The organism is Arthrobacter sp. 01T419 (assembly GCF_056398865.1).
Map to the genome: position 1 here is coordinate 566,929 of NZ_JBFTQF010000001.1, position 24,785 is coordinate 591,713.

The 24,785-nt window shown below is 62.0% G+C and carries 22 protein-coding genes and 2 tRNA genes; all 24 read right to left on the minus strand.

Features of this window, described 5'->3' with window-relative positions; genetic code table 11:
• Window positions 1-32: 32 nt before the first annotated feature.
• The 24 genes from AC1DLO_RS02660 to AC1DLO_RS02775 all read right to left on the minus strand — a co-directional run bounded on the left by AC1DLO_RS02660 (window position 33) and on the right by AC1DLO_RS02775 (window position 24,689).
• Window positions 33-1,169, minus strand: coding sequence for an acyl-CoA dehydrogenase family protein (locus tag AC1DLO_RS02660; RefSeq protein ID WP_476888702.1), 1,137 nt, complete (start codon window positions 1,167-1,169; stop codon window positions 33-35).
• 52 nt (window positions 1,170-1,221) lie between these two features.
• A complete protein-coding gene (locus AC1DLO_RS02665; protein WP_476888703.1) occupies window positions 1,222-2,154 on the minus strand; it encodes a cytochrome b/b6 domain-containing protein in 933 nt (310 codons plus the stop codon).
• A gap of 90 nt (window positions 2,155-2,244) precedes the next feature.
• Window positions 2,245-3,216, minus strand: coding sequence for an electron transfer flavoprotein subunit alpha/FixB family protein (locus tag AC1DLO_RS02670; RefSeq protein WP_476888704.1), 972 nt, complete (start codon window positions 3,214-3,216; stop codon window positions 2,245-2,247).
• 13 nt (window positions 3,217-3,229) lie between these two features.
• Window positions 3,230-3,997, minus strand: a complete 768-nt coding sequence (locus AC1DLO_RS02675) for an electron transfer flavoprotein subunit beta/FixA family protein (RefSeq protein WP_476888705.1) — start codon at window positions 3,995-3,997, stop codon at window positions 3,230-3,232.
• 183 nt (window positions 3,998-4,180) lie between these two features.
• Entirely contained in the window at window positions 4,181-4,552 is a 372-nt protein-coding gene (locus tag AC1DLO_RS02680) for a VOC family protein (RefSeq protein WP_221451240.1), read from the minus strand.
• Window positions 4,553-4,753: 201 nt separating this feature from the next.
• Window positions 4,754-5,449 (minus strand): hypothetical protein, encoded by a 696-nt coding sequence (locus tag AC1DLO_RS02685; RefSeq protein ID WP_476888706.1) that lies wholly within the window; start codon window positions 5,447-5,449, stop codon window positions 4,754-4,756.
• An 82-nt stretch (window positions 5,450-5,531) separates the two neighbouring features.
• Window positions 5,532-7,040, minus strand: a complete 1,509-nt coding sequence (locus AC1DLO_RS02690; protein ID WP_476888707.1) for a hypothetical protein — start codon at window positions 7,038-7,040, stop codon at window positions 5,532-5,534.
• Window positions 7,040-7,333, minus strand: coding sequence for a hypothetical protein (locus AC1DLO_RS02695; RefSeq protein WP_476888708.1), 294 nt, complete (start codon window positions 7,331-7,333; stop codon window positions 7,040-7,042). Before AC1DLO_RS02695 ends, AC1DLO_RS02690 begins: the two co-directional genes overlap by 1 nt.
• Window positions 7,330-8,118, minus strand: a complete 789-nt coding sequence (locus AC1DLO_RS02700) for an ABC transporter ATP-binding protein (RefSeq protein WP_476914397.1) — start codon at window positions 8,116-8,118, stop codon at window positions 7,330-7,332. The genes AC1DLO_RS02695 and AC1DLO_RS02700 overlap by 4 nt, the downstream gene beginning before the upstream one ends.
• 33 nt (window positions 8,119-8,151) lie before the next feature.
• The gene (locus AC1DLO_RS02705) at window positions 8,152-8,397 is read right to left on the minus strand and encodes a hypothetical protein (protein ID WP_476888710.1); all 246 of its coding nucleotides are present in this window, start codon (window positions 8,395-8,397) and stop codon (window positions 8,152-8,154) included.
• Window positions 8,398-8,762: 365 nt separating this feature from the next.
• Window positions 8,763-8,839 (minus strand) — tRNA-Met (locus tag AC1DLO_RS02710).
• A 157-nt stretch (window positions 8,840-8,996) separates the two neighbouring features.
• A tRNA-Met gene (locus tag AC1DLO_RS02715) sits at window positions 8,997-9,070 on the minus strand.
• Between the two features lie 876 nt (window positions 9,071-9,946).
• The gene (gene tcuA / locus AC1DLO_RS02720; RefSeq protein ID WP_476888711.1) at window positions 9,947-11,440 is read right to left on the minus strand and encodes an FAD-dependent tricarballylate dehydrogenase TcuA; all 1,494 of its coding nucleotides are present in this window, start codon (window positions 11,438-11,440) and stop codon (window positions 9,947-9,949) included.
• Window positions 11,441-11,530: 90 nt separating this feature from the next.
• Complete coding sequence (locus tag AC1DLO_RS02725) at window positions 11,531-12,394, minus strand: amino acid ABC transporter permease (protein WP_476888712.1); 864 nt, start codon at window positions 12,392-12,394, stop codon at window positions 11,531-11,533.
• Window positions 12,391-13,035, minus strand: a complete 645-nt coding sequence (locus AC1DLO_RS02730) for an amino acid ABC transporter permease (RefSeq protein WP_476888713.1) — start codon at window positions 13,033-13,035, stop codon at window positions 12,391-12,393. The genes AC1DLO_RS02725 and AC1DLO_RS02730 overlap by 4 nt, the downstream gene beginning before the upstream one ends.
• Before the next feature lie 9 nt (window positions 13,036-13,044).
• The gene (locus AC1DLO_RS02735; protein ID WP_476888714.1) at window positions 13,045-13,914 is read right to left on the minus strand and encodes a glutamate ABC transporter substrate-binding protein; all 870 of its coding nucleotides are present in this window, start codon (window positions 13,912-13,914) and stop codon (window positions 13,045-13,047) included.
• Between the two features lie 41 nt (window positions 13,915-13,955).
• Window positions 13,956-14,738 (minus strand): amino acid ABC transporter ATP-binding protein, encoded by a 783-nt coding sequence (locus AC1DLO_RS02740; protein WP_476888715.1) that lies wholly within the window; start codon window positions 14,736-14,738, stop codon window positions 13,956-13,958.
• Between the two features lie 175 nt (window positions 14,739-14,913).
• Complete coding sequence (locus AC1DLO_RS02745) at window positions 14,914-15,576, minus strand: GntR family transcriptional regulator (RefSeq protein WP_476888716.1); 663 nt, start codon at window positions 15,574-15,576, stop codon at window positions 14,914-14,916.
• A 186-nt stretch (window positions 15,577-15,762) separates the two neighbouring features.
• Window positions 15,763-16,377 (minus strand): recombinase family protein, encoded by a 615-nt coding sequence (locus AC1DLO_RS02750; RefSeq protein WP_476888717.1) that lies wholly within the window; start codon window positions 16,375-16,377, stop codon window positions 15,763-15,765.
• A gap of 99 nt (window positions 16,378-16,476) precedes the next feature.
• The gene (locus AC1DLO_RS02755; protein ID WP_476888718.1) at window positions 16,477-17,625 is read right to left on the minus strand and encodes a TniQ family protein; all 1,149 of its coding nucleotides are present in this window, start codon (window positions 17,623-17,625) and stop codon (window positions 16,477-16,479) included.
• Window positions 17,622-18,539, minus strand: a complete 918-nt coding sequence (locus tag AC1DLO_RS02760) for a TniB family NTP-binding protein (RefSeq protein WP_476888719.1) — start codon at window positions 18,537-18,539, stop codon at window positions 17,622-17,624. The genes AC1DLO_RS02755 and AC1DLO_RS02760 overlap by 4 nt, the downstream gene beginning before the upstream one ends.
• On the minus strand, window positions 18,533-20,035 hold the full coding sequence (locus AC1DLO_RS02765) for a Mu transposase C-terminal domain-containing protein (protein ID WP_476888720.1): 1,503 nt from the start codon (window positions 20,033-20,035) through the stop codon (window positions 18,533-18,535). Before AC1DLO_RS02765 ends, AC1DLO_RS02760 begins: the two co-directional genes overlap by 7 nt.
• A gap of 495 nt (window positions 20,036-20,530) precedes the next feature.
• Window positions 20,531-23,527 (minus strand): UPF0182 family membrane protein, encoded by a 2,997-nt coding sequence (locus tag AC1DLO_RS02770; protein WP_476888721.1) that lies wholly within the window; start codon window positions 23,525-23,527, stop codon window positions 20,531-20,533.
• A gap of 133 nt (window positions 23,528-23,660) precedes the next feature.
• Complete coding sequence (locus AC1DLO_RS02775; protein ID WP_476888771.1) at window positions 23,661-24,689, minus strand: YlbL family protein; 1,029 nt, start codon at window positions 24,687-24,689, stop codon at window positions 23,661-23,663.
• Window positions 24,690-24,785: the final 96 nt, after the last annotated feature.

Genomic DNA, 24,785 nt, shown 5'->3' on the forward strand with positions numbered 1-24,785 from the left:
AGAGGTCCGGCCATTCGTGCTTGCGGCGTGCTTTAGGCCCCCACGGCAAGCCGCCCGACGATCAGCCGCATGATTTCATTGCTGCCTTCCAAGATCTGGTGGACGCGCAGGTCCCTGGCGATCTTCTCCAGACCGTACTCGGACAAGTATCCGTAGCCCCCATGCAGCTGGATGGCCTTGTTTGCCACGTTGAAACCGGCATCAGTGGCCACGCGCTTGGCCATCGCGCACAACCTCACGGTGTCCGGGGCGCCGCGGTCCAAGGCATCAGCCGCCCGGAGGATCAACGTCCTGGCGGTTTCGAGTTCCGTATCCATGTCGGCGATATCAAACAGCAGGGATTGCTGGTTGATGAGCGGCCCGCCAAAAGCCGAGCGGGACTTGAGGTAGGCGATGGACTTGTCCAGCGCCGCTTGGCCGCCTCCCACGGAACAGGCGCCCATATTGACCCGGCCGCCGTTGAGGCCCTTCATGGCGATGCCGAACCCGCTGCCTTCCTCGCCGAGACGGTTGGCCACGGGGACCCGGACATCTTCGAAGATGACCTGTCGTGTGGGCTGGGCATTCCACCCCATTTTCTTTTCGTTCGGGCCGAAGGACAGGCCCGGCGCTTCCGCAGGCACCACGATTGCGGTGATGCCCTGGCTGCCCGTGTCCGCAGTCCGCGCCATGACCACATAGATGCTGGAAACGCCGGCTCCCGAAATGAACTGTTTGGTTCCGTTAAGAACGTAGCTGTCGCCGTCGAGCACTGCTTTGGTGCTCAGTGCGGCAGCGTCGGAGCCCGCTCCCGGCTCGGTGAGGCAATAGCTGCCCAGGGCCTCCATGGACGCAAGCTGCGGCACCCACCGGGCCCGCTGCTCATCGTTGCCGAAAGCGTCGATCATCCAGACCACCATGTTATGGATGGAGATGTACGCCGCGATGGTGGGGTCGGCCTTGGATAATTCCTCAAAGATCAGGGCAGCATCCGTGCGGGTGAGCCCTGAGCCGCCGAACTCTTCCCGGACATAGATGCCGCCCATGCCGAGCGCGCCGGCTTCCTTCAGGACATCCACGGGGAAGTGCTTGGTCTCGTCCCACTCGGCGGCGTGCGGGGCAATGGCCGTTGCGGCGAAGTCGCGCACCATCTCCACCACCGCTTGCTGGTCCTCTGTGAGCTCGAACATTGGCACTCCTTTTCCCGGGTTGTCCGGTCTTTTTCTAGCTATCCGTTGCGGTTTATTTGCTGACTTTCCCCATGAGGGAGGCGACAGGGCGAAGGAACAACGGCCTCGCGAGGAACCATGCCCCCACAATCACCAGGAGGGACACGGCGAATATGCCGAAACCAACCCAGTTGATGTCGTCGCTGCTGCCGTACATGTGGTTCAGGTTGCGCAGCGCCCCGGTGGCGAGCACCAAGGTGACGTGAACGATGGTGAAGAGCACGAAGTACACCATCACCGGGAAATGCACCGCACGGGCCAGCTCGATGGGATAGATCTTGTTCACGGTGCTGGCCTTCTTCGACCATGCCGACGACGTGCGAAGGCCGGTGATGATGGCCAACGGGGCCGCGATGAAGACCGTGACGAAGTAGGTCAATAACTGCAGGGCGTTGTAATTGACCCAGCCGTCTTCGGTGGGCCAGTTCAGGGACGCGTACTGGAGGGCCGCGGAAATCGCGTTCGGGAACACGTCCCAACTCGTCGGGATGATCCGCATCCATTGCCCGGTGGCAAAAATCACGATGATGAAGACGATGCCGTTCAGCACCCACAGTGCATCCAGCGTCAGGTGGAACCAGAGGTCCAGGCTGATCTTGGTTGGCGCATTCTTGGTCCGGATGAATCCTGTGTTGTTGCGGGTCCATTGGGCCGGAGGTCGCTTGGCTGTGCGGACCTGCCAACCTGAACGGACGATGAGCACCATGAAGAAGACGTTCAGGAAGTGCTGCCACCCGAGCCAAGCCGGGAACCCTACGGGTGCACTCTCGGGGAGGCTGGAAGCACCCGGATAGTCATGCAAGAACGACTGCACACCCGACAGACCGGTCAACCATTTGGCCAACAAGACAATGAGCAAAAGTACAACCAGCACACCGGGAACCACCCAGAGGGGTTGGGACCACTTGCTTTTGGCTGCTGTCGACTTTTTCGCGGGGGTGGACATCTTCTCAGACACCTCTCGGAAGAACTTTGCAATCACGGACGCATCAAGCTAACAGGCTTTTGGCTGAAGCGGCCAAAGCCTGTTACGCCGTCAGTTGGATCGGGCTTTGACGGCCTCGATCAGTTTGGGAACCACCGTGAAAATATCGCCCACGATTCCGAAGTCGGCCACGTCGAAAATCGGGGCGTCTTCGTCTTTGTTGATAGCCACGATGGTCTTGGCTGTCTGCATGCCGGCCCGGTGCTGGATGGCTCCGGAAATTCCCAATGCGATGTATAGCTGCGGGGACACGCTGACGCCGGTCTGGCCTACCTGGGCCGTCTGGGCAATGTACCCCGCGTCGACGGCGGCACGTGACGCACCGATCGCCGCACCCAGAACGTCGGCCAATTGTTCAACCAAGACAAAATTCTCGCACGAGCCCAGGCCCCGACCGCCTGAGACCACCGTGGCTGCACTGCGAAGCTCGGGCCGGGCGGAGACCATGGGGTCGTCGTTGAACCGTTCAATAGCAGCGGCAGCCGCGGTGGTGGCTTCCAGGGACGCAATGCTGACGTCCGCAGTGGCTGCCGGAGCCTGGCCCTCGATCGCACCCTGTCGAATGGTGAGGATGGGCAGCCCACCGTCCACCGTGGACTCAACGGTGTACGCCCCGCCGAAGACTGAATGCTGGGCAACGACGGTTCCGTTGTCGTTACGCACCTGCACGACGTCGGCGAGCACACTGCCGCCCGTTCGCACAGCGAGCCGGGCGGCGGCTTCGCGGCCATCCGCCGTGTTCGTGGTGAGCACCGCGGCCGGCTCATAGGCCTCGGCGGCCGCGCTCAGCGCATCCACTGCAGGGGCCACCAAGACAGTGCTCGCGGCAGCAGTCACAGCCGAGTAGATCCTTGCCGCGCCCAGCTCACCCAGGCGCGCGACGTCGTCGTCCGCCAGAGGCTCCGACGAGACCACGACGGCGACCGGCGAGCCCAGCGCGGCAGCGGCAGCCAACAGTCCCTGGGCGGACGCGGCAATCTCGCCGCGGTGGGAAATTTCGATGAGTGCCAAGATGTTCGACATTTCTTTTCCTCCCTCAGACCAAGCGATTCGCAACGAGGAACTCAGCCAGTTCGCTGGCTGCGGACCCGTCATCAATGAGTTTCCGGCCTGCTGCCCGGGGTGCGCGTTCAGCGGTGGAGACCACGACGGTGCGGCTCCTACTTGCCGGAATGTCGAGCCCGGCGACCGACAAGGTGGTGACGGGTTTGCGCTTGGCCGTCAGAATGCCCTTGAAGTTGGGAAACCGGGCCTCCGGGAAACGTTCGGTCACCGTGAGGATGGCAGGCAGCCCGGCATGGACGTTGAGTGTTCCGCCCTCGCCCTGGCGGACGCCGCGTACCGCGTCATCGGTGACGTCTGCGGAGATCAATGATCCCAAAAGAGGCAGCCTGAGGTATTCGGCCACCATGGCGGGCACGACGCCGGCGCGGCCATCCGTGGATTCGTTGCCGGCCAGCACCACGTCAAAACCCGTAGCCCGCAAAGCCGCTGCCAGGGTCGCGGCGGTGCGGCCCGTATCGGCGCCGTTCAGGGAATCATCCAGGATGTGCACACCTGAGTCCGCTCCCATGGAAAGGGCCTTGCGCAGGGCCTGGGCGGCCTCGTCAGGTCCCATGGTCATTGCCACGACTTCAGTGCCCTTGTTGGCGTCCTTGATCCGCAACGCTGATTCGAGGGCGCGCTCGTTGATTTCGTCAATCACGTTGTCGCCGGCTTCACGGTCGAGCTGGCCCGTAGCGAGCTCGAGCTTCCGCTCTTCCGCCGTATCCGGCACTTGTTTGACGAGCACGACGATCTTCATTCAACAGCTCCCTTGATGCAAATGGCTGACGCTTGGAATCGAGAATACTAGGAACTCCTAGTATTTACCATGGAGCGACGGGAAGAATGCTTGGAACTCCTATTGATTATTCCGCGAGCTAAGATTTCCGCGCCGGGCATGACGAAGCGGCCCCGGCGGGTATCCGGATTTCGTAGGATCGATCTAGCCCTCGCGAATGCCGAGGGTGTTCCCGTCGGGATCGCGGAACCAAGCGCCGCGTGCGGGGCCGAGCTGGGCGATGTGCCCTGTCGTGGCAAGGGGACCCTCTGCATAGTCGAGGAACTCGACGCCCTTGGCGGCCAGGTCTTGGACCACGGCCTCGATGTCGCCCACTTCGAAGTGTGCCAGGGTGTGCTCGGTAGCTGTCGGCGGACGCTTGAAGACAGAGATCTCGCTGATGGACCCGCAACGGTACCGGACGCCTACCGGAGTTTCCCAGAGGAAGGTCAGCCCTAGGATGCCGCCGTAGAATTCCTTCGCTCGCTCCAGATCCGTGACCGGAATTGTCGCCACGACCATTGTTGCATTGATCATCAGGGACCTCCTCAGGCATGCCATTTCCGTCAGGATGAACGGGCCATTCGGCCCAAGTTTCGTCCTCCGATAGCTGGACTGTCAACCTATATTGCGAGCATCTTGCGGCAGTACGTGGAGCAACGAAGCTCTGTGCACGCTCGGGAAAGGTGGGGCAGGATGGCTTAGTTCAGTTGGACGTTTCAGTCCGCTGTGAACACTTCAACGAGCGTCAGGGTGCGGGCGCGCCGATTGAGAGTTGGGTCCGTTTCGATCTTGCCTCAAGGCCATGCGGAGCATCCCGCCGTCGCCGTCATTGCGAAGCAGCAAAGCAAGATGCGATCCAGCCACCACCACTGAAGTCCAAAACAGGAGGGGCAGCCAAACCTGGAAAGGAAAGAGCAACCCGGGCAGGAGGAACGGAGCGACGGGACCAGCAAACGTGACGGCAAGGTCCTGATGCCTCGGCAGGCCGCACCTGACGAGCCGGAACCTCCCTGAACGGGCGGTGAACAGAGCCGGCCCCGACGGTGCGAAGAGCCTGAAGACCCCGAGGTGTCCTAGTTCGTGCAGGATCAGGGAGACCAAGATGAGGAAGGCCAACGAGCTGAGCAACGCAAAGATACGCAGGCCAACGGCCTCCATGACCCACCAAGTTGCAGCGCTGAAGGCAACGGGCCACCCCAGGGTTCTGAGCATCATCGCCAGAACCTGGGTCTGGGAACGCGCCATGCCGGGCAGCACAGCATCCGACTCAGTAGCGGGCAGTGAATCAGGATGCAGCAATTTGTTCAGGAGACCACGGTGTCCAACGTGTCGCGCTGACGCCAGCCCGGAGTCGAGGGACTCGCGCGCGAGTATCAAGGCTTCGGGGCTGCTCTCCCGGGTGAGGAACTGCGGCGGGGCGGGGATGGACATCCCCAGCGGAGTGTAGTTCCAGTTCCCATTCTGCAGAACAACACCGTCGATCGGATGAAGCTCGGTCCATCTGGCTGCGCCGTCAACCACTTTTGGAAACACGGACCACGACCAAACCAAGGACCCCGGCGAGGAGGGCAGCCAAGACCGAGCTGGATAGGACCTCGCCGAGGTAGCGGACATCGCCGAATAGCTTCCCGAGTTCCGTCCCCGTCCAGCGTGCTGCTGAAGATGAAGCACCGTAAAGCAGGAAAACCGTGAAGCCAGTGGCACCGCTGGCCAATGGCTGCTCGCGGCTGAAAGGCACAAGCACTCCGCCAATCATGGCCGAGACCCAGGCCAGAACGGCATCAGGGATCAGTCGGGGCCAATGATCCGCGGTCAGGAGACCCGCAGCGAACAACGACCCCGCGAAGACAGCGCCAATCGCCAACGAGATCGTTGCGCAGGCAATGAGTTTTGGGGCAACCCAGCCAGTTGCGCGTCCAGTGAGATGACGTTGGACCCAATGGGTCCTGTTTGTCAGCCCATAGGATTGCATGCCGACGACACCAGGGGCCACAGCCAAGCTTGGTGCTATTGCCGCTGCGAGGAATCCGAACTCAGGGTGGCCGGATAACGCAATCACACCGACAAGCCCGATCACCAGCAGGAGTACCAGCACCGTGAACTGATGGCTGCGCAATAGTTGCAACCCGTCGACGCACGCGGCAGCCAGCATCCTGTTCCGGGGAAGCGGGATGTTGGCGAACAGCCGGAGCGTCACGTCCTCCTGGTTGTCGATGTCCACTCGGGCCACGAGGAACATCAGACCCAGGGGAACCGCCAGCCACGCCGCGCCCGTCACGATGTCTAGCCACGGAGCGGGGGCGCCGGTCCATAAGGGTGCCAGTGCGCGGCCCCAGACACGGTGCATTGCAAAGTTGCGCGGACCTTCGACCGCATCGGCCATGCTTTCCGGCAGTGGCAGGACATCAGTCCAGACGAGCAACGTGCTGATGATGAAACAGGAGACCCCGGCGAAGGTCAAGGCGTAGTAGCGCGGTAGCCGAAGCCAACGCCTGTAACCGTAGCCAAGGGTTTGGAACAGGGCCAAGACCAGCAGCTGGGTGGAGGCAAGGAAGACCACAAGAAGAATCGACGCGACAGCAGCGGCCCACCAGTCAACACTGCTGCGCCAAAGCGCGGCGAGTGAAGGGATGCAGAGGCTGAAAGCCAAAATGTAAGACAAAGCCAGTACAGGGATCTGCAGCCCTGCGAAGACAGCCCGCCGAGAAACCGGGAGCATCTCCAGCACAGTCGCGAGGGAGTTCCGGGACGGGCCGAGTATCGAGAACAAAGCGGTGAGAAACGCGATCGTCAGGAATGAGCCGCCCAGCATGAAGGAAAGCGATCCCGGGGCGAGCGTGATCCGTTGTGTTCCTTCCGTTCCCCCGATCATCAAAGCCAGCATCGTACCGAAGGCCAAGGCAGTGGCAACCGCAGTCAAGGTGAAAGCCCTGATCGCAATTACGGAGAGCCGAAGCTGTCCCGCCGTCTCTCGCGTCCACGCTGTGAGCGCGGTCCGGGCGACCGTCGCTGCAGCACCCACTAGTTGTGTCCTGAGGGTCCCGGGGATGCGTTGCCGCTTCGCACTGCCATCACCACACTAACAAGCACCGACAACGCGATGACCGCGACGATTCCGGCGAAGTTGGGCTGGAATTCCAAGGCCAGTGCCCCGTTTTCGGTTCCAGCGGTCGCACTGAATAGACCTGGCAGGGTCGCCGGCGAGCCCGTCGAAATGGCGATCACGCTCGTGGCCACGCACAGAATGAACGCCAGGGCGATTCCCCCGGTCACTCCGCCTAGGGCTGCGCCAACAATTTTCGACGTCTTGTTCATTGAGGTCCCTCCTCGAGCCGGTCAACGCGGAGCGCCGCCTGTAGTTGTTCCCGGCGCTGCGCCTGGAACTCGTCAAGATTCGTTGCCTGAAGGAACACTGCTTCAAGCGATGCGAGCCCTCCGTAGGCTTCCCGAAGTCCGGAGGGGCTGCCCAATGCCGCCTGCTCCCCTTTGTGAAGGATCATCACCCTGTCACAGTCGAGCTCGGCCCGCAGCATGTCGTGTGTGGCGATCAATACGGAGCCACCGGCCCCGGCGAACATCCCCAGCAAGTCTCGAAGCACGGCTGCCGCTTCCGGGTCGAGCCCACGGAACGGTTCGTCGAGGATGAGGAGTTCCGGGGAATGCATGACGGCGGCGATCAACTGCAGCTTCCGCTTCATGCCATGCGAATATCCGCTGATGGATCGACCAAGAGCCTCCTTGAGGCCGAGCGCATCGGCCAACTGGGCGGCAACGTCCCGATCGTCACGCTTCCGGAGCCGATGATGAAGATCCAGGTATTCAGTGCCAGTCAAGGACAAAGGTAACGGCAAGTCATCGGGCGCGAACCCGATCCATTGCCGGGATTCCTTGTCCTCGATGGGGACGCCGTTGACTTCAACACTGCCCCTGCTCGCTTCCAGCAGACCCGTAAGGATGTGGAGTGTGGTGGATTTACCGGACCCGTTAGGGCCGAGGAGGCCGAAGACTTCTCCGGGTACCAGCTCGAACGAGATGTCCCGCACGGCTTGTACCGTTCCATAGTCCTTTCCGAGCTCCTCGACCCTGCAGGTGAAATGCACAGATTTCAATGGTTCATTCACTGTCGCGTTGATCTAGGCCCGGCAGTAAAGCTTCCAGGTTCCCCCGGATTCCCAGCTCGGCATGTCCATTGCCGGCCAGGCTCCGCGCTGCTGGCAATACCAGAACCAGGCGGCGACCAGCCCCATGAAGATGATGGCGGCAATCGGGATAATGATCAGGAACCAGACGGCGTCATTCTGGCGCCGTCCCATCGAATCCGCAGCCTGTGGCCGCATGAGCAACTGAGCCGTAAGCAATAGCGTTGAGAGTCTTTGCATCGATTTCCTCCTATTTTCTTGAACTGGCGGAGGGGAAGTCCAGCGATGAATCTTTGTTCCCCCGCCAAGAAAATAGCCCCGCGTTTTCGTCTCTAGGTGGTGGAAGGGGCCAATCCCCGTGCAGTTTTGCCCGAAACAGGTGAATTTTTCGGCAATCTAGGTGTGGTTCCACACCCGTCTAGGTGTAAGCCGTTGCGAATGGTTCAACTGGCAGTCGCCGCCAGGACCTCGGCCAAGACCTCTTGCCGGGCTCGGAGCGACCGTCGCCGCCAGCGCTCGCGCACAACGGAGCGGACGCTTTTCGGCCATAGCCGTCGAGGCAAAACAAAAGAGTCCGCCCTCGTGGGCGGACTCTTTTGTTTATTTGGTTGCGGGGACAGGATTTGAACCTGTGACCTCTGGGTTATGAGCCCAGCGAGCTACCGAACTGCTCCACCCCGCGTCGCAAAATCAACTCTACCCCACATTCAGGGGTGCCCCCGACCACTCAGGTGTGGGCTGCGGCACGTTGAGGAATACCCCGGCTTCCACCCCACGGAACCGGCGAAAAACAAAAAGATCCGGCACAGTGTTTCCACTGTGCCGGATCTTTTCTCCAGTTGCGGGGACAGGATTTGAACCTGTGACCTCTGGGTTATGAGCCCAGCGAGCTACCGAACTGCTCCACCCCGCGTCGCAAGAACTACTTTACCTGCCGGTGAATGTCAGGCCAAATCCAAACGACGTGACCTCGGTCTCCCTGACCCGCATGTCAGTTTCAGAAGTCGACTGCACAGAATGTCAGAAGTCCTCTGCACTCGGACCCAGCTGAATATCGGGCGGTCGGGCTCCACCCGGTCCGGTGCAGATGTTGGCGGCCGGAGCCTCTGGCATCAGCGCGGTCCTCGGGTGAGGCTGTTCCGTCGTGGCTGCGCAGCGGTAGCTTCGGTAGATTCCTAGCCCGACACTCCGGAGAATGAGAACGCGTTCGTTGCCGCCCGCCACATGTAACCAATGCGCGCTGCCGTCAGCTGCCAGCATGTCGATGCTCCCGGTAGCGATGGCTTCCCCTGTTGATGGATTTGCACGTCGTCGGCCCGTGACAGCTTGGACCAGTTGGTAACGGGGACGGGTTTCCGGTTTTCTGCATGAGCTCCGGACGATCGGGTCGTCATGGTTTGTCCTTGGGTTGGGGCGCCTGCGGTGCCGGACTCGTGTGAGCGTGGAAAAAGGAGGCAGGGCGGCGTTTCCGCCACCCTGCCTCCTCCGTATAGGCTCTCTTCCCACGCCCGACTATCGGGCTGCCTGTTGCGATGGAGTGCGGGAAGAGCGCCCATCTGTGCCGGACATCGGGCCGGCAGTCGGTGGTGATGGTCCGCTCGGGAGACCAGTTTTGGTCCCGAACGTCAGAGCAAATTTCCCGGGGCCCCTTTCGCCGTCAAGAGCCGGCTGTCCCTCAGTCCCGGTCGCTGCGACCAGCGTCGGAAGCCGGCTGGCAGCTTGTCGGAGCGCGTGATGCCTGCGGTGGCCCCGCCAGGGTTTGTGAGTTGAAGTGCAGTGGATCCGTACCCTACGCCAGGACGCCCGCCCGCCGCCCAAAGACGCACCCGGCAGCAAGTCCGGTGCCCCCGGGGTAATTGACGCTGAATAGTCCGCCGAGCATTTCACCTGCCACGAACAGGCCTTCGATGTGCTTGCCGTCCTTGTCCAGGACGCGGCCGTGCGTGTCGGACTTGATGCCACCGAAGGTGAACGTGATTCCGCAGGTTACGCCATAGGCGTAGAAGGGCCCCGTTTCGATCGGGGCGGCCCAGTTGCTCTTGACCGGTTCTGTTGCCGCTGCCCGGCCATCCTTAATGTTGGGGTCGAACGGGATGGAGCGGTCGATCGAGTTGTTGAAGTCCGTCACGGTTTTGGACAGGCTTTCCGGGTCGATGCCGATTTTAACGGCCAGGTCCTCAAGGGTGTCGGCGACCTCAACGGAGATGCCGGGCATCTCGTATTCTTCGCTGCGCAGCATAGGCCGAAGGCGGGCGTCGAAGATCTGGTACGCAACGGACCCGGGCTGCTTGAGGATTTCCTTGCCGTACTTGGCGTAGGTGTAATTCCGGAAGTCCGCGCCCTCGTCCAAGAAACGCTTGCCGTCGGTGTTGACGATGATTCCAAACGGGTAGCTTTGCCGGGTGAGGCGGTTGGTGAGCTCGCGGTTGCTTTCGTTGGTGGCTGTAAAGGCATCCCACTGGACGCTGTGGCAGGTGCCCCAGTCTCCGCCCTTGGCGGCGCCGATCTCCAACGCTGCGGCGATCATGTCACCGGTGTTGTAGGGCGTGCCGCGTACCTTGGCGTTTTCCCAGCCTTCGCCCAAGTACTCCCGCCGCCGCTTCGGGTCGGCCTCGAAGCCTCCGGCGGTGAGGATCACGGACTCTGCCGGCAGGCGCAGCTCCCCATCGGCGGTGTTGACGACGACGCCGGCTACACGGCCGTTCTCAACGATGAGGCTTTGGGCCGCATGGCCGTACCTGACTTCGATGCCCAGCTCTGCAGCGACCCGGGTGTGGTCTTCGATCAGGCCTTCGCCACCGCCCACGTTTCCCACGTGCAGGCCGCCCCAGAAGAGGTAGGACCCGTCGGCACGCTCGAAGGCCTGGCGCTCGTACATCAGGCGGTACTTCAGGCCCAGGCTGTTGAGCCACCGAAGGGTGGTCTGGCTCTCGGCAATGAGGACTTCCGTCAATGCCGGGTCGTTCCGGCCTTCGGTGACCTTTTCCAGGTCTGAGGCGTATTCTTCAGCACTGTAGGGCGGAACGACGGTCCGGCTGTGCCGTTCGTCCGGTTCCACGAGCCCTTGGAGGTCATCCAGGCCGTTGTGGACGATGCGAGTGGCGCCGGCGGTGTAGAAGCTGTTGCCACCGGCCATGTCTTTGCTGCCCTTTTCGAGCAGGATGACTTTTCGTCCGCGGACGGCAGCGGCGTGGGCCGCTGTGAAGCCGGCGTTGCCGCCACCGACGACGATCACGTCGGCCTTTGTGAGGTTTGCAGCTGCGGGTTCGTTCTGATCAGCCATTATTCTCTGTCTCCTTTATATTGAATTCATAAGTATTCGACTGTATACACAGTAGGACAAGGGTGATTTGGGGGTAGGGGCGCCCGGGGGTCAGCAGTGTGCCGGTAGGGGGTCTGGTTCCGCCGCTGTTACGGGGATCGGTTCCTGGGCGGCGAGGCGGTTTTGGCGGCGCTCCAAGGCCACGGCGAGGGCGCCCAGGGCGATGTTGACGATCAGGAATCCCAGGGCGGCAACAAACTGGGCCTGCAGCAGGGACCGGGTGTAGTACTGGCCGATGACGGTAGTGGACCTCAGCAGATCCATGTATCCGCCGAGCACAAAGGCCAGTGCTGTTCCCTTGAAGAGGATGATGAGCTGGCTCACCAGGGCAGGACTCATGGACCGTAGTGCCTGCGGGAGCAGGACCCGGCGGAGCGTGCCGAGATGGGAGAAACCCAGCGCGAGGGAAGCTTCGGCCTGGCCAGGCGGCAGCGCGAGGATGCCGGAGCGCAGCAGGTCACCGATGACGGCCCCGCTGTAGAGGGTCAGGGCGATGACCAGGAACCAGAAGTCCCCGAGTTTGAGGCCGTAGTTGGGCAGCACCAGGGACGTGAAGTAGAGCAGCAGGAGCAGGGGGATGCTGCTGAAGACGTCGGTGTAGACCCGGCAGCTCCGGCGTATCAGGGTGTGGGTGGAGACGAGTCCGAAGGCCAGGAGGCATCCGGTGATCAGGGACAGCACCATGCCGACTGCTGCGGCTGCAATGTTGTTCCACAGGCCCTGGCCGAGAAGGGCCCAGAGCCCGGGTTCGGCGAACGGAGCCCACGCCGCGGCGCTGAGCTCTCCTTTGTCGTAGAGGACCCGGAAGACCAGATAGGCGCCGGCGGCCACGATGAGGGCGGTGATGATTTCCAGGAGCAGGTGCCGGCGTTTGGCGCGCGGGCCGGCCGGGTCAAAAAGCGATACGGTACTCATCGGCTGAACGCCACCTTCTGATCGACTGCGGATACGAGCCGGCCAATGACCAGCCCGATAGCGAGGTAGCAGAGGGCGGCCCCGCCGAAGACAAGGAATGGTTGTGCCTCGTCCACCGCGATCTTGTCCGACAGGAACGTCAGTTCGGCCACCCCCACCAGGGCAGCGACCGAGGTGTTCTTGACCATGGTGATGAAGACGTTCCCCAGCGGTCTGGTCACCGTGGCGAAGGCCTGCGGCAGGACGATGAGTTTCAGGGACGCTATCGGGCCGAAGCCCAGGGCGCGCCCCGCTTCAAGCTCGCCGCGGTCCACGGTGTTGAGGCCCGCGCGCAGGGTTTCGGCCACGAACGGTGCGGTGTAGAGCACCAGGACGATGGCGGCTGAGGCGTAGAGCGAGTACTGGATGCCCAGGACCGGGAGTCCGAAGACAAACAGCACCATCTGTACGGGGAGAGGCACGTTACGGAAGATCAGCACATAGGCCGAGGAAACAGCCCGGGCGGTCCTGATGGGACTGGTCCGCAGTGCGGCCAGCAATGTCCCCAGGACCACCGAACCGGTAGCGCCCAGGAGAACGAGCCCCAGGGTCACCAGCACACCCTGACCGAAATCGCCGAGATGATTGACAAGGAAAGACATCAGCGACCCCTACAGAATTACTTTGGGCGGGGTGACGTCGCCGGGCTTGACCTGGCCGATCGTGGAATCGTAGGCCTTCTTCCAGTCCCCGTCCGCGATGGCCCTGGTCAGAAGCTGATCAAGGTAGTCATGGAATGCGGCATCGTCCTTCGCGGAACCGATGGCAAATTCCTCGGCATCGGCCAGATGTCCGTCCGCGATGCGGTAGGCGTCCGGATTCTGGGACTGGACACCGAGCAGGATGGCCTCGGTGGTGGTCACCGCATCGACTCTCTTGTCCTTCAGGGCCTGTGCGCATTCACTGTAGGTGCTGAACAGGACTACGTTGGCGGTGGGCACGGCCGCACCGATCAGCTGGGCAGCGCGGGCGCCGGTTGTGGAACAGACGGTCTTGCCTTGGAGATCCTCGGGTTTGTTCACTGAGTTGTCGTCCTTGCGTACCAGCAGGGCAACGTTGCTCTCAAGGTATGGACCCGCGAAACTGACCACTTTCTTCCGTTCATCCGTCACGGCGTAGGAGGCGATGACGGCGTCGACCTTGTTCTGCTGCAGGAACGCCTCCCGGTTCTTGGTGACCGCCTCCACGAACTCGACATTGTCTGCACTGCCGGTGAGGTCCTTGGCCAGGATTCTGGCCATCTCAATGTCCAGGCCCTCCATCTTGCCGGTGACAGGGTTTTTCACGCCAAAGAGCGGCTGGTCGAATTTGACCCCGACGATGACTTTGCCGCGTTTCTGGATCTTGTCCATGGTGCTGTTGGCCGGGAAGCTTTGGGCCGGTTTGCTTTCGGCGGCCGGGGCGGTGCCGGCGCAGGCCGTGGTGCCCAGGATCAGGGCGCCGGCGATGGCCAGGGCCGGCAGGAAGTGCTGGCGTTTCATAATGACTCCTTAAAGGTGAGTGCGTCGTTGCACGGGAACTGTTAGTGGATCGAAGAGAGGAAGGCCTTGGCCCGGTCGCTGGACGGGGAGGTGAAAAACGTTTCAGGGTCGGCAATTTCCACGATGGCCCCGGAGGCCATGAAGACGATCCGGTCCGCGAAGGCACGCGCGAAAGACATTTCGTGGGTCACGACCATCATGGTTGTGCCGCTTTGCGCGAGGTTCCGCATGGTTGCCAGAACCTCGCGGGTGGATTCCGGATCGAGCGCGGACGTCGGTTCATCAAAGAGCAGGACCTTGGGATCCATGGCCAGTGCGCGGGCGATGGCCGCGCGCTGTTTCTGTCCTCCGGAGAGCTGGGACGGCCTGCTGTGGGCCTTGTCGGCGATGCCGACCATGGCCAGCAGCTCGTGGGCCCGTGTCTCGGCCGACTGCCTGTCCAGGCCCAGAATTTTCCGTGGAGCGAGGGTGATGTTATCCAGGATGGTCTTGTGCGAGAAGAGGTTGAAGGACTGGAAGACCATGCCCACCTCGGTACGGAACTTGTACAGGTCCCTGCCCTCTACAGGCTGTTCGTGGCCGTCGATGAGGATGTGGCCCTCGTCGATGGCTTCGAGGCGGTTGATGCATCGGCACAGCGTCGATTTGCCTGACCCTGACGGGCCCAGGATAACGACCACCTCGCCACGGCGGACTGACAAATCAATGCCGGTCAGGGCCCGCATGCTGCCGAAGCGCTTGCCGACCCCGCGGAACTCAACGACGGTGTCCGTCTCCGTGATCGTTGCCAATACGACTGTATACAGTGAAGTACAGTGTGGCATGGTGACCGCCATCACGGCAAGTGGTGATGATGTTCGATGGGTGAGCACGCCACCGCGGCAGATAACGGCAGCGGGGCCGCGCAACCGCGGCAGCACCGGGCTAATGCCCGGGAGAAGGCCGAAAAGCTGGTACTTCGGGGGCCCGGAGATCCAGCTGGAGAGCCCGGCAGTGATCTTAGTAGGAGGCCGATTTCCGCAGCAGGTCGAGCCTGATCCGACGGGCTGTCTCCATGTGCTCGCGTGCGGTGTTCCTCGCAGCAGTTTCGTCGCCGGCGGTGATGGCCGCGACCAGCTTCGAATGCTCGGCCAGGGCCTCGTCCCAACGCTCGCCCACCGACAGAGTCGAGTGCGGGGTACGGATCAGGTGAGTGGACAGCCGCTGCAGGAGATCCTGGAGGACCGGATTGTGCGCAGCCGCCCAGACGGCAGCGTGGAACTCCAGGTTCGTCGACGCCCGGGTGTGGTCATCCGGTTCCGAAAGTGCGCGGTCACGTTCCACCAGGCCTTCGAGCTGCATGATGTCAGTGATGTCGTGGGACAGGGCAGCCTGCCCGGCCGCCTCCTGTTCCAAAAGAATCCGCACGTCATAGACCTGGATGACTTCCTGGGGCGTTGCCTGATGGACCTGCAGTCCGCGGGCGCCGCGGTCCAGAAGACGGTCGTGCTGGAGGCGGCGAAGAGCCTCGCGCACCGGCGTGCGGGAGACACCGAAGCGTTCCCCTAAGGTAACTTCCCGCAAGGGAGTAGCCGGAGGAATTGCGCCGCCCAGGATTTCAGAGCGCAGCTGGGCGTAGATCGAATCCCCGTCGTGCCGCATCGTTTCAGAACCAGGTGACACAACTTTCCTTCCACAGTGGCGACTCGGAAGGGAGGCTTACGCCGCCACTCGATCCCGCCAGTTCGCACACCCGAAGCCATCGCCCGGACACCAATAGTATTCCAGTGGATACGCGAGTGTCCACGATGTGATGTCCTATCCATCCAGATGGTGCATATAAGTCGGAGTTACTGGGGCCGCCGCGGCCTAGTTCTTAGTCAGCAACTTTTCGCCGTCCGGGCGGAGCTCGCCCGTCGGCGATACATGTCGGTAAAGGGTCTGGCGGGTGATGCCGAGTTCGGTGCAGAGGTCGCCGACTTTGGTTCCGGGCTTGCCCATGGAGGCCATGGCGAGCCGGAGTTTCGCGGGCGTCATCTTGTAGGGGCGTCCGCCGTTCCGTCCGCGGGCGCGGGCGGAGGCGAGGCCGGCGAGGGTGCGTTCGGAGATGAGTTCGCGTTCGAACTCGGCCAGAGCGGCGAAGATCCCGAAGACCAGCTTCCCGGAGGCCGTGGTGGTGTCGATGGCGGCGCCCTGGCCCGTGAGGACTTTGAGCCCGATGCCGCGCTCGGTCAGGTCGTGGACGATGTTGACCAGGTGCCGCAGGTCCCGGCCAAGCCGGCCGAGCTTCCATACGATCAGGGTGTCGCCGTGGCGCAGTGCCTTGAGGCACGCTGCCAACTGGGGCCGGTCATCCTTCTTCCCGGAAGCCCTGTCCTCGTAGAGAGAGTCCTTGCCGACGCCGGCGGCGACGAGTGCGTCGCGCTGCAGATCGGTGGTCTGTGAGCCGTCCGCCTTTGAGACGCGCATGTAGCCAACGAGCACCGGCTTCTCCTCTGTTATTTATACGTTCGTTTAAGTGACAGCAGGATTTGAAACCTCTATGGATCCAGTATTGTCACTAAACCAGTTATTTATTCTAAGTTATGCAAAGGACTTCAGCCTTCTTAATGTGACAGGATGTGTTATTCCGAGTCCGTGGAATGGAGTAGGGGCGTGTTGGATGGCGGCCGCCGGCAGAGCAGCATGTCGAACAGCCGGTGTCGGCGGCTGTGTTGCCTCTGGTCCCTGCAGCGGCTTCGTCGAACAGGAGCAAGCCCGTGGCCGGTGGTACGCGATGCTGTTACCGTTCGGAGTATTCCGGTCAGGCGGCGCAGGCAGGAAGAGTGCTGCGTCCAGCCCGTGACCCGTGAGCATTTTGCTTTCCAGAAGGTAGATGGTGGTCGCGGTTGCTTCGAGGGTGTGGAGTTGCACGCCGAGTGGATAGTCCTCGTGCGGGCGCCAACTCAGCGGCCCTGCCCGGAATGGATACCCCGCCTCTTTCCAGATGCGCATAATCATCGGCCGTGCGGTCCGGCACTCCGTCAGGGTTGCTCCCAGTTCGTCGATGATTGTCCGGATCAGGCGAAACCAGGTTCCGGCGTGAACCTGTCGTCGGGGCAGGTCGACCGATCCTGTCGTCATGGCGTGCCAGGTTCTGCTGTCCATGGCCAGGACCGTATCTTCGGCACGTCTCGGTGTTGGTGGTTTGCGCTCCCAGTCCGAGAAATAGGTGGCTGCCTTCTGGCGCGGTTCGAGCAGGCACCCATGGAAAGGGCAGCTCAGCGTCAGTGAAAGGAACCACAACAGCTGGTACGGGTACGGCGGTTTTGACGTCGCAATACATTGCGGGCATGCCCGCAACGCCGGCCGCGAGGGAAGCCATGCCCGCCACGCGGGGATCTCCCGCGGCCGCAGCCTTCCTGCCGGCAGCAGCACGGAAAACTTTCGGGTATAGCTGGTAAATGCTTCGGGGCCCGGTTCCATCTGGTCAATGAGCCAGGGTGTCCAGCCGCTAAGGCTCATCCTCTGAATCCGGTACAGGTCAACGCCGGTTCGTCGTGCCAGCTCGCGAGCGAATCCAGCGGGCGGGAATGTGTCCAGTTCTTCCGGCCCGCCCTGTGCATGGCCCAAGTCCGACATGAGAACCTCAAGGCTGGCATCGTAGCGATCGGCGATTCGCCGCAACCATGACGAGAGTGCCTCGCCGGGCAGCGGTGCAGGATGGACCGGCCAGCGGCGCGAAGCAATCACAGCAGTTCCTTTTCGAACAGCCTTCGCCGTTCGCTGGGGCCGATGTAGTCGGCCATGGTCAGCGTCCGGTGGTTGATCCTCTCTTCCCCGCTCTCAACTGCGGCGACCGCGGCGGCAGTCAAAAGGCGGGCTAGTTCTCCGATGGTGCCCTCGCTGCGGGCAAGCAGGTAACGCGCCATATCCTCGGTGTCGATCAAGGATCGTGAGTGCAGGGGGAACGAGGCGGCGAAGCTGGCCAACAGCGACCTGCATTCATCGCCTACTTCCCAGAGCGGCAGGATGAACGGTTCGAATCTGTTCTCGAGCTGGTCATCAGATCTCACGGCAAGGTATGCCTCCCTCGTGCCGACTCCGACGAGGGGAATGCGGAGATCGTTGCCAAGGAACCGGAGCAGATTCAGAAACTCGCGCCGTTTCTCACCACGTCCGGCCAGAACGTTGTGGAACTCGTCGATCACCAGCATCTGGACTCCCACCGCACGCAGGAGGGAAAGCGCCAATCGTTCAGCCTCAGGGAGACGCAGATGTGGACGGAACGGTGCACCGATCGCGGACAGTATGGCCGTATAAAACCGAAGCTCCGATGGTTCCGAGGGCATCTGCATGCACACGACCGGAATGTTTTCGCCGTCTGGTCCTGTCACTGACGGATGTGTCCTGCGGAACCGTTCGACGATCATGGACTTTCCGTTGTTCGTCGGTCCGACCAGCAAGAGATTGGGCATACGCTGTTTCCTCGGCCAGCGAAAGAGCACCTCCAGGCGCTCGACTGCGTCCATGGCCTTTGGGTAGCCGATCCACCGGTCGGCACGAATGCGGTGTAGTCGCTCTTCAGCTGGCAGCTTTGCCAGTTCCCGCGCTACAGGGTGCAGATGCGTCAGATCCTGCGGCCGGCTGTCTTCCACGGTCACCATTCCTCAATTTGTTCAAAGGGTTGAACGGAAACCTCTCCCGGGTCCACGTCCGTTGGCGCATCTGGCGGTGGAACTTTTGAAGTTCGGGTGCCCAGGCGGCTCGGGTCCTTGGCGTGCTTGCGGCGTTCCGTTTCCCTCCGGACGCGCTTGGTCGTTTTCACGGCAGTCTCGCTGACCTGGCGCATTTGCTCGATCATCCGGAACAACACGGCCTCGTCCACTTGGGCGGTGCCACGTGCGCGTAATCGGGTCAGGGCTTGCCTGTGTTCCCACAGACTGATGGAGGGGTTGGAGATCGACCTGTACGGAATTTCCACGTAGTGATGCCCCTCCGGTTCCAAGACCCACACCCTGCTGATGTCCCGTGGATCCCGTCTGATGATGAACCGACCCAATCTGTCTCGCCGGCCGATCCAGGGTTTCAAAGCGTTCGCGAAGTAGTGGACATGGTCGATGACGAAACCGGTGCGGGACAGCGTGCGGCGGATGACCGGGAGGAAATCCACAAGGAACGATGTCTGGTTAGCGGTGACCGCAGGCATGCCAGTAGCAGCCACCCCGGCGGCCCACTTACCGCCCGGCGTCTGCCCCAAGGCGCCATGTACGCTGCCGTGGTAGCTAGCAACCGCAAGCACCAGCCACTTCTCCAGCTCAGGCAAAGTCAGTGCGGCCATCTTCTCCGAGTCATACCGGCCACGCTCTGCCGGGTTGGAGAAAGTTGTTCCGGGAAGCTCGTGGATCTGGCGCATCGTTGTGCCGATCACGCGTTCAACAATGCCGCCATAATGTGGTTGCCCTTGCGGTCGGTAGGCCAGACGGATGCCGTGCTGCTCGCAGCCGCGCCGCAACGCCTCGCTCTTGAACTCCGCCGCGTTATCCAGGTACAACGATTTCGGCTTGCCGCTCATCGGCCAATCCACCTCCACACCGAGGCGTTCGAGCCAGGGCCGTTTGTCGCCGGAGGCGTGGGCAAGGCACAATCCCACGGACACGGCCGACGGCGGTTCCAACGTGACGACCATGCCAATGAGCGTCCGGCTGTACACATCGATCGCAACAGTCAGATACGGGCGGCCGATCGATCGACGTTCGCGCTCATCCACGATGACCACGTCAATGACCGTGTGATCGATCTGCACCTGCTCCAGGATTGAACCGATCACGGGCACGTCGCCGCCGGCGGACTGCAACGGCCTCACCGCGTCCGCGCCTTCCCTGCGGCGGCCGACCTCAACCGTGTTCAGCATCGCGATGCGCCGGGACACCGTGTTCGTGGTCGGAGCCTTCAATCCCCGCGCCGCACAAGTACGGGCGATCTCGCGGTGGAGCGCCGCCACGCTCCACCTCTGGCGTGTGAGGAACCGCTTGCGGATCAAGTCCCGAATGATTTCCTCAACAGGCTCAGGCAGACGGTTCCCACCCTTGCCGCCAGTGGAACGGCGAACCGCAAGATCAGTGACGAGACCTGAACCCTGACGGTACCTGTCCAGAAGCACGTACACCTGTCTGCGGGAAACACCGAGCTCCAGAGCTGCCCTGTCGGCGGCGACAGTCCCTGTTGAGCCCCGCGACGCCAACGCCCCGATCACTGAAGTCCGAGCTTCGGGCCTGTTCCCATGCGGCATCCGACATCGTCAGTTCTCCCCGCGCCACAATGCGAACCGGATCGGCGTCCATGCCTGCCTCCTTTGGGAACAGGAGTACCGAACAGAAGCGACCTTAGTGCAGAGGAGTACCGACCGGCCAGTGTTCACAAGTCGTCTACACAACCCCCGAAACCACGGGATGACTTGCGCAGTCAGCTTCTGAAAGTGACACCGCAGTCCGCCCCAAAACGGCCAGGCCACCCGGCCAGACCACCTCGGCGACGCCACCAGAACAAGCGGCCAGGCCCCCAGAACAAAAGGGAAAACCGGGCCAGCCCTGGTCTGGGCTGGCCCGGTCTTGTAACACTCCCCCAGCTAGGCAGACATCAGCGAGCTGGAGATCGCCTACTTGCTCGGCGAGGGTGACGACGTCGACGACGGCGACGGTGACGGCGTCGCGCTGGCCGACGGCGCCGGGGTAACACCGAGCCGGGATTCGGCGTCGAGCGCCTTCTTCAGTGCGGCGGACAGAATGTTCTGCTGTGCGCCGTAGCCTGCGAAGTCACCCTTGGCCAGCGCAGCCTGGCCGTCCTGGATTGCCTTGTTGGCTTCATCCAGTGCAGCCTTCAGCTGGGCCTGGGCATCCGCGGTGGCCGGTGGAGTGCTAGCCCCCGGAGTCGTGGGCGTCTGGCCGTTGTTGGCCGAGTCCCCCGCTGAGGCCCCGGAGTCGCCGCCGAACAGGATCTTCAACGCGGCGTCGAGCGTCGGAGCAAAGCCGACCTTGTCGCCGAAGGCCACCAGCACCCTCTGAAGCGTCGGATATGAGGTCTCACCCGTCGATTTCAGATACACCGGCTGGACATAGAGCAGGCCCCCGCCCACTGGCAATGTCAAAAGGTTGCCGTTGAGCACGTCCGAGGCGCCTTGTCTCAGCAGGTTGAGTTCCCGCGACACTTCAGGATCGGAGTTGAACTTGTTCTGGGCCTGGCCTGGTCCTGGAACCTGGGTGTCCGTGGGCAACTGCAGCAAGCGCAACTGCCCGTAGGTGTCAGCCTTCACCCCCTTCTGGCTACCGGCGTCGGAATCCGCCGCCAAGAAGCCATACAGGATGTTCCGGGCGTTCCCGTTGACTACCTGCGGGATGAATGACGACGTCAGCTGGAAGGCCGGCTTGGTCTGATCGGGCATCTGCAGGGACATGTAGAACGGAGGCTGCCGGACGGGATCCGTGACCGTGGGATCGTTCGGAACGCTCCACGCATCGTTGTTCTGGTAGAAGCTGTCCGCGTTGGTGACGTGGTAACGCCCAAGCAGTTCACGCTGGACTTTGAACAAGTCTTCCGGGTAGCGGACGTGGCTCATCAGTTGTCCCGACATTTCCGAGTACGGCTTGATGGTGCTCGGGAAGATCTTCTCCCATGCTTTCAGGATGGGGTCCTGGTCATCCCAGGCGTACAAGGTCACCGATCCGTCGTAGGCGTCAACAGTGGCCTTGACCGAGTTCCTGATGTAGTTGACGGTGCTGTTCGGCAGGGCGGCAGTGCGTCCAGAGGTCGTCTGCGAGTCAGCCGTAGCGTTCTGCAACTGCTGCTGCTGGGAGTACGGGAAATACTGGCTGGTGGTGTAACCGTCCACGATCCATTTCACACGGCCATCGACCACTGCGGGATAGGCGCTGCCGTCCACGGTCAGGTAGGGAGCAACCTTTTCCACGCGTTCACGCGGAGTGCGGTCATAGAGGATCTGGGACTTCTCGTTGACGCCGTCAGACAGCAACAGATCCGAGGACTGGAACTTGATGGAGTACAGAAGGCGGTTGAACCAATTGCCTACATTCGGGCCACCGTTGCCCGTGAACGTGTACTGCGTTTCAGTCGAAGTGTCCTTGCCAGCCGGACGGTCCTGTTCACGGTGCTGGGCGCCGTCCGGGGCGCCGACCACCGAGTAGTCCGGCGAATCTTCGCCGAAGTAGATACGGGGCTGGTAGCTCGTATCGCTGCCGAGGGTACCCATTGACGGAATACCGGACAGGAGGAAGTCCGGCTTGCCGTCGACCGTGAACGTATTGCCCTTGGCGGCCACTACGCCGTAACCGTGCGTGTAGACGATGTGCCGGTTGACCCAGGTTTGCTGGCTGGCGTTCAGCCCGTCCTGGTTCAATTCGCGGACAGCAATCACGGTGTCCTGGGTCTTGCCGTTCACCGTGTACCTGTCAACGTTCAAGGCCTTGGGGAATTGGTAATACGGACGGTACTGCTCCAACTGGGAAAACGCGGAAGAGACAAGGTTCGGGTCGAGCAAACGGATATTGGCAGCCGTCTGTGCATCCTTGGCAAGAGCGCCGGTCTTGGCGTCCGTTGTGGCGTTGTAAGGGGAAACCTTGATCTGGTCCAAACCGTACGCAGCCCGGGTCATCGCAATGTTGCGATCGATGTACTTGTTTTCCAGCGTTTGCTCCGAGGGGCGGACTTGGAACTGCTGGATGACCCACGGGTAGACGCCGCCAGCCAGGATTGACGTGATAATCAGCATCGCAGTTCCGATGACTGGAAGGCGCCAACGGCCGATCACGGCGGCCACGACGAAGAGGACGGCCACCAGGCCAGCGGCCACTGCGAGGATGGTCTTCGTGGGGATGACGGCGTTGACGTCGGTGTAAAGGGCGCCCGCCCAGTGTCCGCCATTGTTTTGAACGGTGCTGTAGACGTCCAGCCAGAAGTTGGCCCCAAGAAGCAGCAGGAAAACGGCGCCGGTCACGGCCAGGTGGATCTGCGCGGCGCGGCTCGTGAAGATCCCGCGCTCCATGAGCCTGATGCTGCCGTAAAGGTAATGCGTCAGGATTCCGGCGATTCCGGCAACCACCACAACGCTCATCAGGAAGCCCGTGACAAATCCAAGGAACGGCAGAGTCATGAGGTAGAAGCTGATGTCCAGGCCGAACTGCGGGTCAGTCTGGCCGAACGGTACCTGGTTGAAGAACAGGAGGACTTTCTGCCATTGGCTCGCAGCAGCACTTCCGGCAAACAGTCCGAAGAGCACGGGGACGCCGATCATGACCACACGGCGCACCGGTTCAAGCTGGGCCTGGTACCGGTTCATGTTGTCCCTGGCCTCGGAGTCCGGGGCATAGACGGGCCGCGCGTGGTAAGCGACGCGGATCGCATAGAAGACTCCAACGAACATCAAGGCGAAGCCGGCCAGGAAGACAACTATCCGGGAAAGATTCTCCCGGAAATACACTTCGAAGAAGCCCAGCTGCTGATACCAGAGGACGTCGGTCCATACATTGGCAAAGAAGATGAATCCCACCACGACGACGGCCACGACGATCAGGGTAGGTGTCAGGGCACCCCGTCTCAGCGGCGGTCTTCCGGGCGGGTTGGTGCTGGCTGGACGGGACAAACTCGGTACCTCATAGCTGGTCGTCAGTTAATTGTAATCAGTGCGTGTGTTCGTCGGCCCCGGTGCCTGGTACTGATGGCGGAGGCCGTCATATGTGCCACGAGTGGCGGTGGAGCTAAGTTCCATCGTCAGTCTAGTTGTTGGAGCAAGCCGGAAGCCGGGACATGTCCTGTCCAGAGGCGAGTCGTTCCACGGCCGACTTTGCTTCCGCAAGGGTCCCCACTTTGACCACTTGCAGGCCATCCGGAATATGCCCCACGACTTCGTCGCAATTGGCTGCCGGCGCGAGGAAAAGCGTGGCGCCTCCGTTACGGGCTCCCCGCATTTTCTGGGCGATTCCGCCAATAGGTCCCACGGTCCCGTCGGGCGAAATCGTTCCGGTTCCGGCCACATGCTTGCCACCCGTGAGGTCTCCGGGAGTGATGCTGTCGATGATTCCCAGGGCAAACATCATGCCCGCGCTCGGTCCTCCCACCTGGTCCAAGGAGATCTTGACGTCGAACGGGAAGGTGAACTTGTACTGCAACATCACTCCGAGGATGTAGCGGCCGTTTGAACTTTTACCCGGCGCGATGTTCACGGTCACCGGTGTGCCCTTGCGATCGACGACGACGACGGCAGGCGCGCCCGCGCCGTCGGCCAGTGCGGTTTGGATGACGTTGAGGGACGTGACGGCCTTGCCGTTGATCGAGGTAAAAACGTCTCCGGTTTGGAGTTTGCCTTCGGAGGCCGAGCCGTCGGACAAACCTGCGACTTCAAGTTTCTGCTGGTACGGAATGTTCTCTTCCTGGAGCGCCGAAGCAACCGCATTCTCTTGCGAGGTGGTCATGGCAAGCGCGCTTTCCTGTTCGGACTGCTGCTTGGTGACGCCTTTCGGGTAGAGCAGTTCTTCGGGGTACACGGCTTTGGAACCATCCAGCCAGGCCTGGAACGCCTCGAAAATACTCACCGGTCCATTGGGGCCACCGTTGATGTACACGGTGGTCAGGTCCAGGTTTCCCTTGGCGGGGAAGGTCTGATGGCCAGTGATGCTAATGACCGGTTTGTTGTGGTCTGTGCCCAGGGTGTTGAACGTCGGCCCCGGCGATTCCACCACGTAAGGAACGGGGAGGGCAGCGGCGGCCACTCCCAACACAATGGTCAGGGCGCCGGAGACCAGCATGGCGAAGTACCGACCGTCGCGCCGCCGGGACGGCTCCGGCGCATGGGGCTGATCCTGCTCCGGCTCCCGCGATTCCGCTTCTTGCGCCTGCGAAGG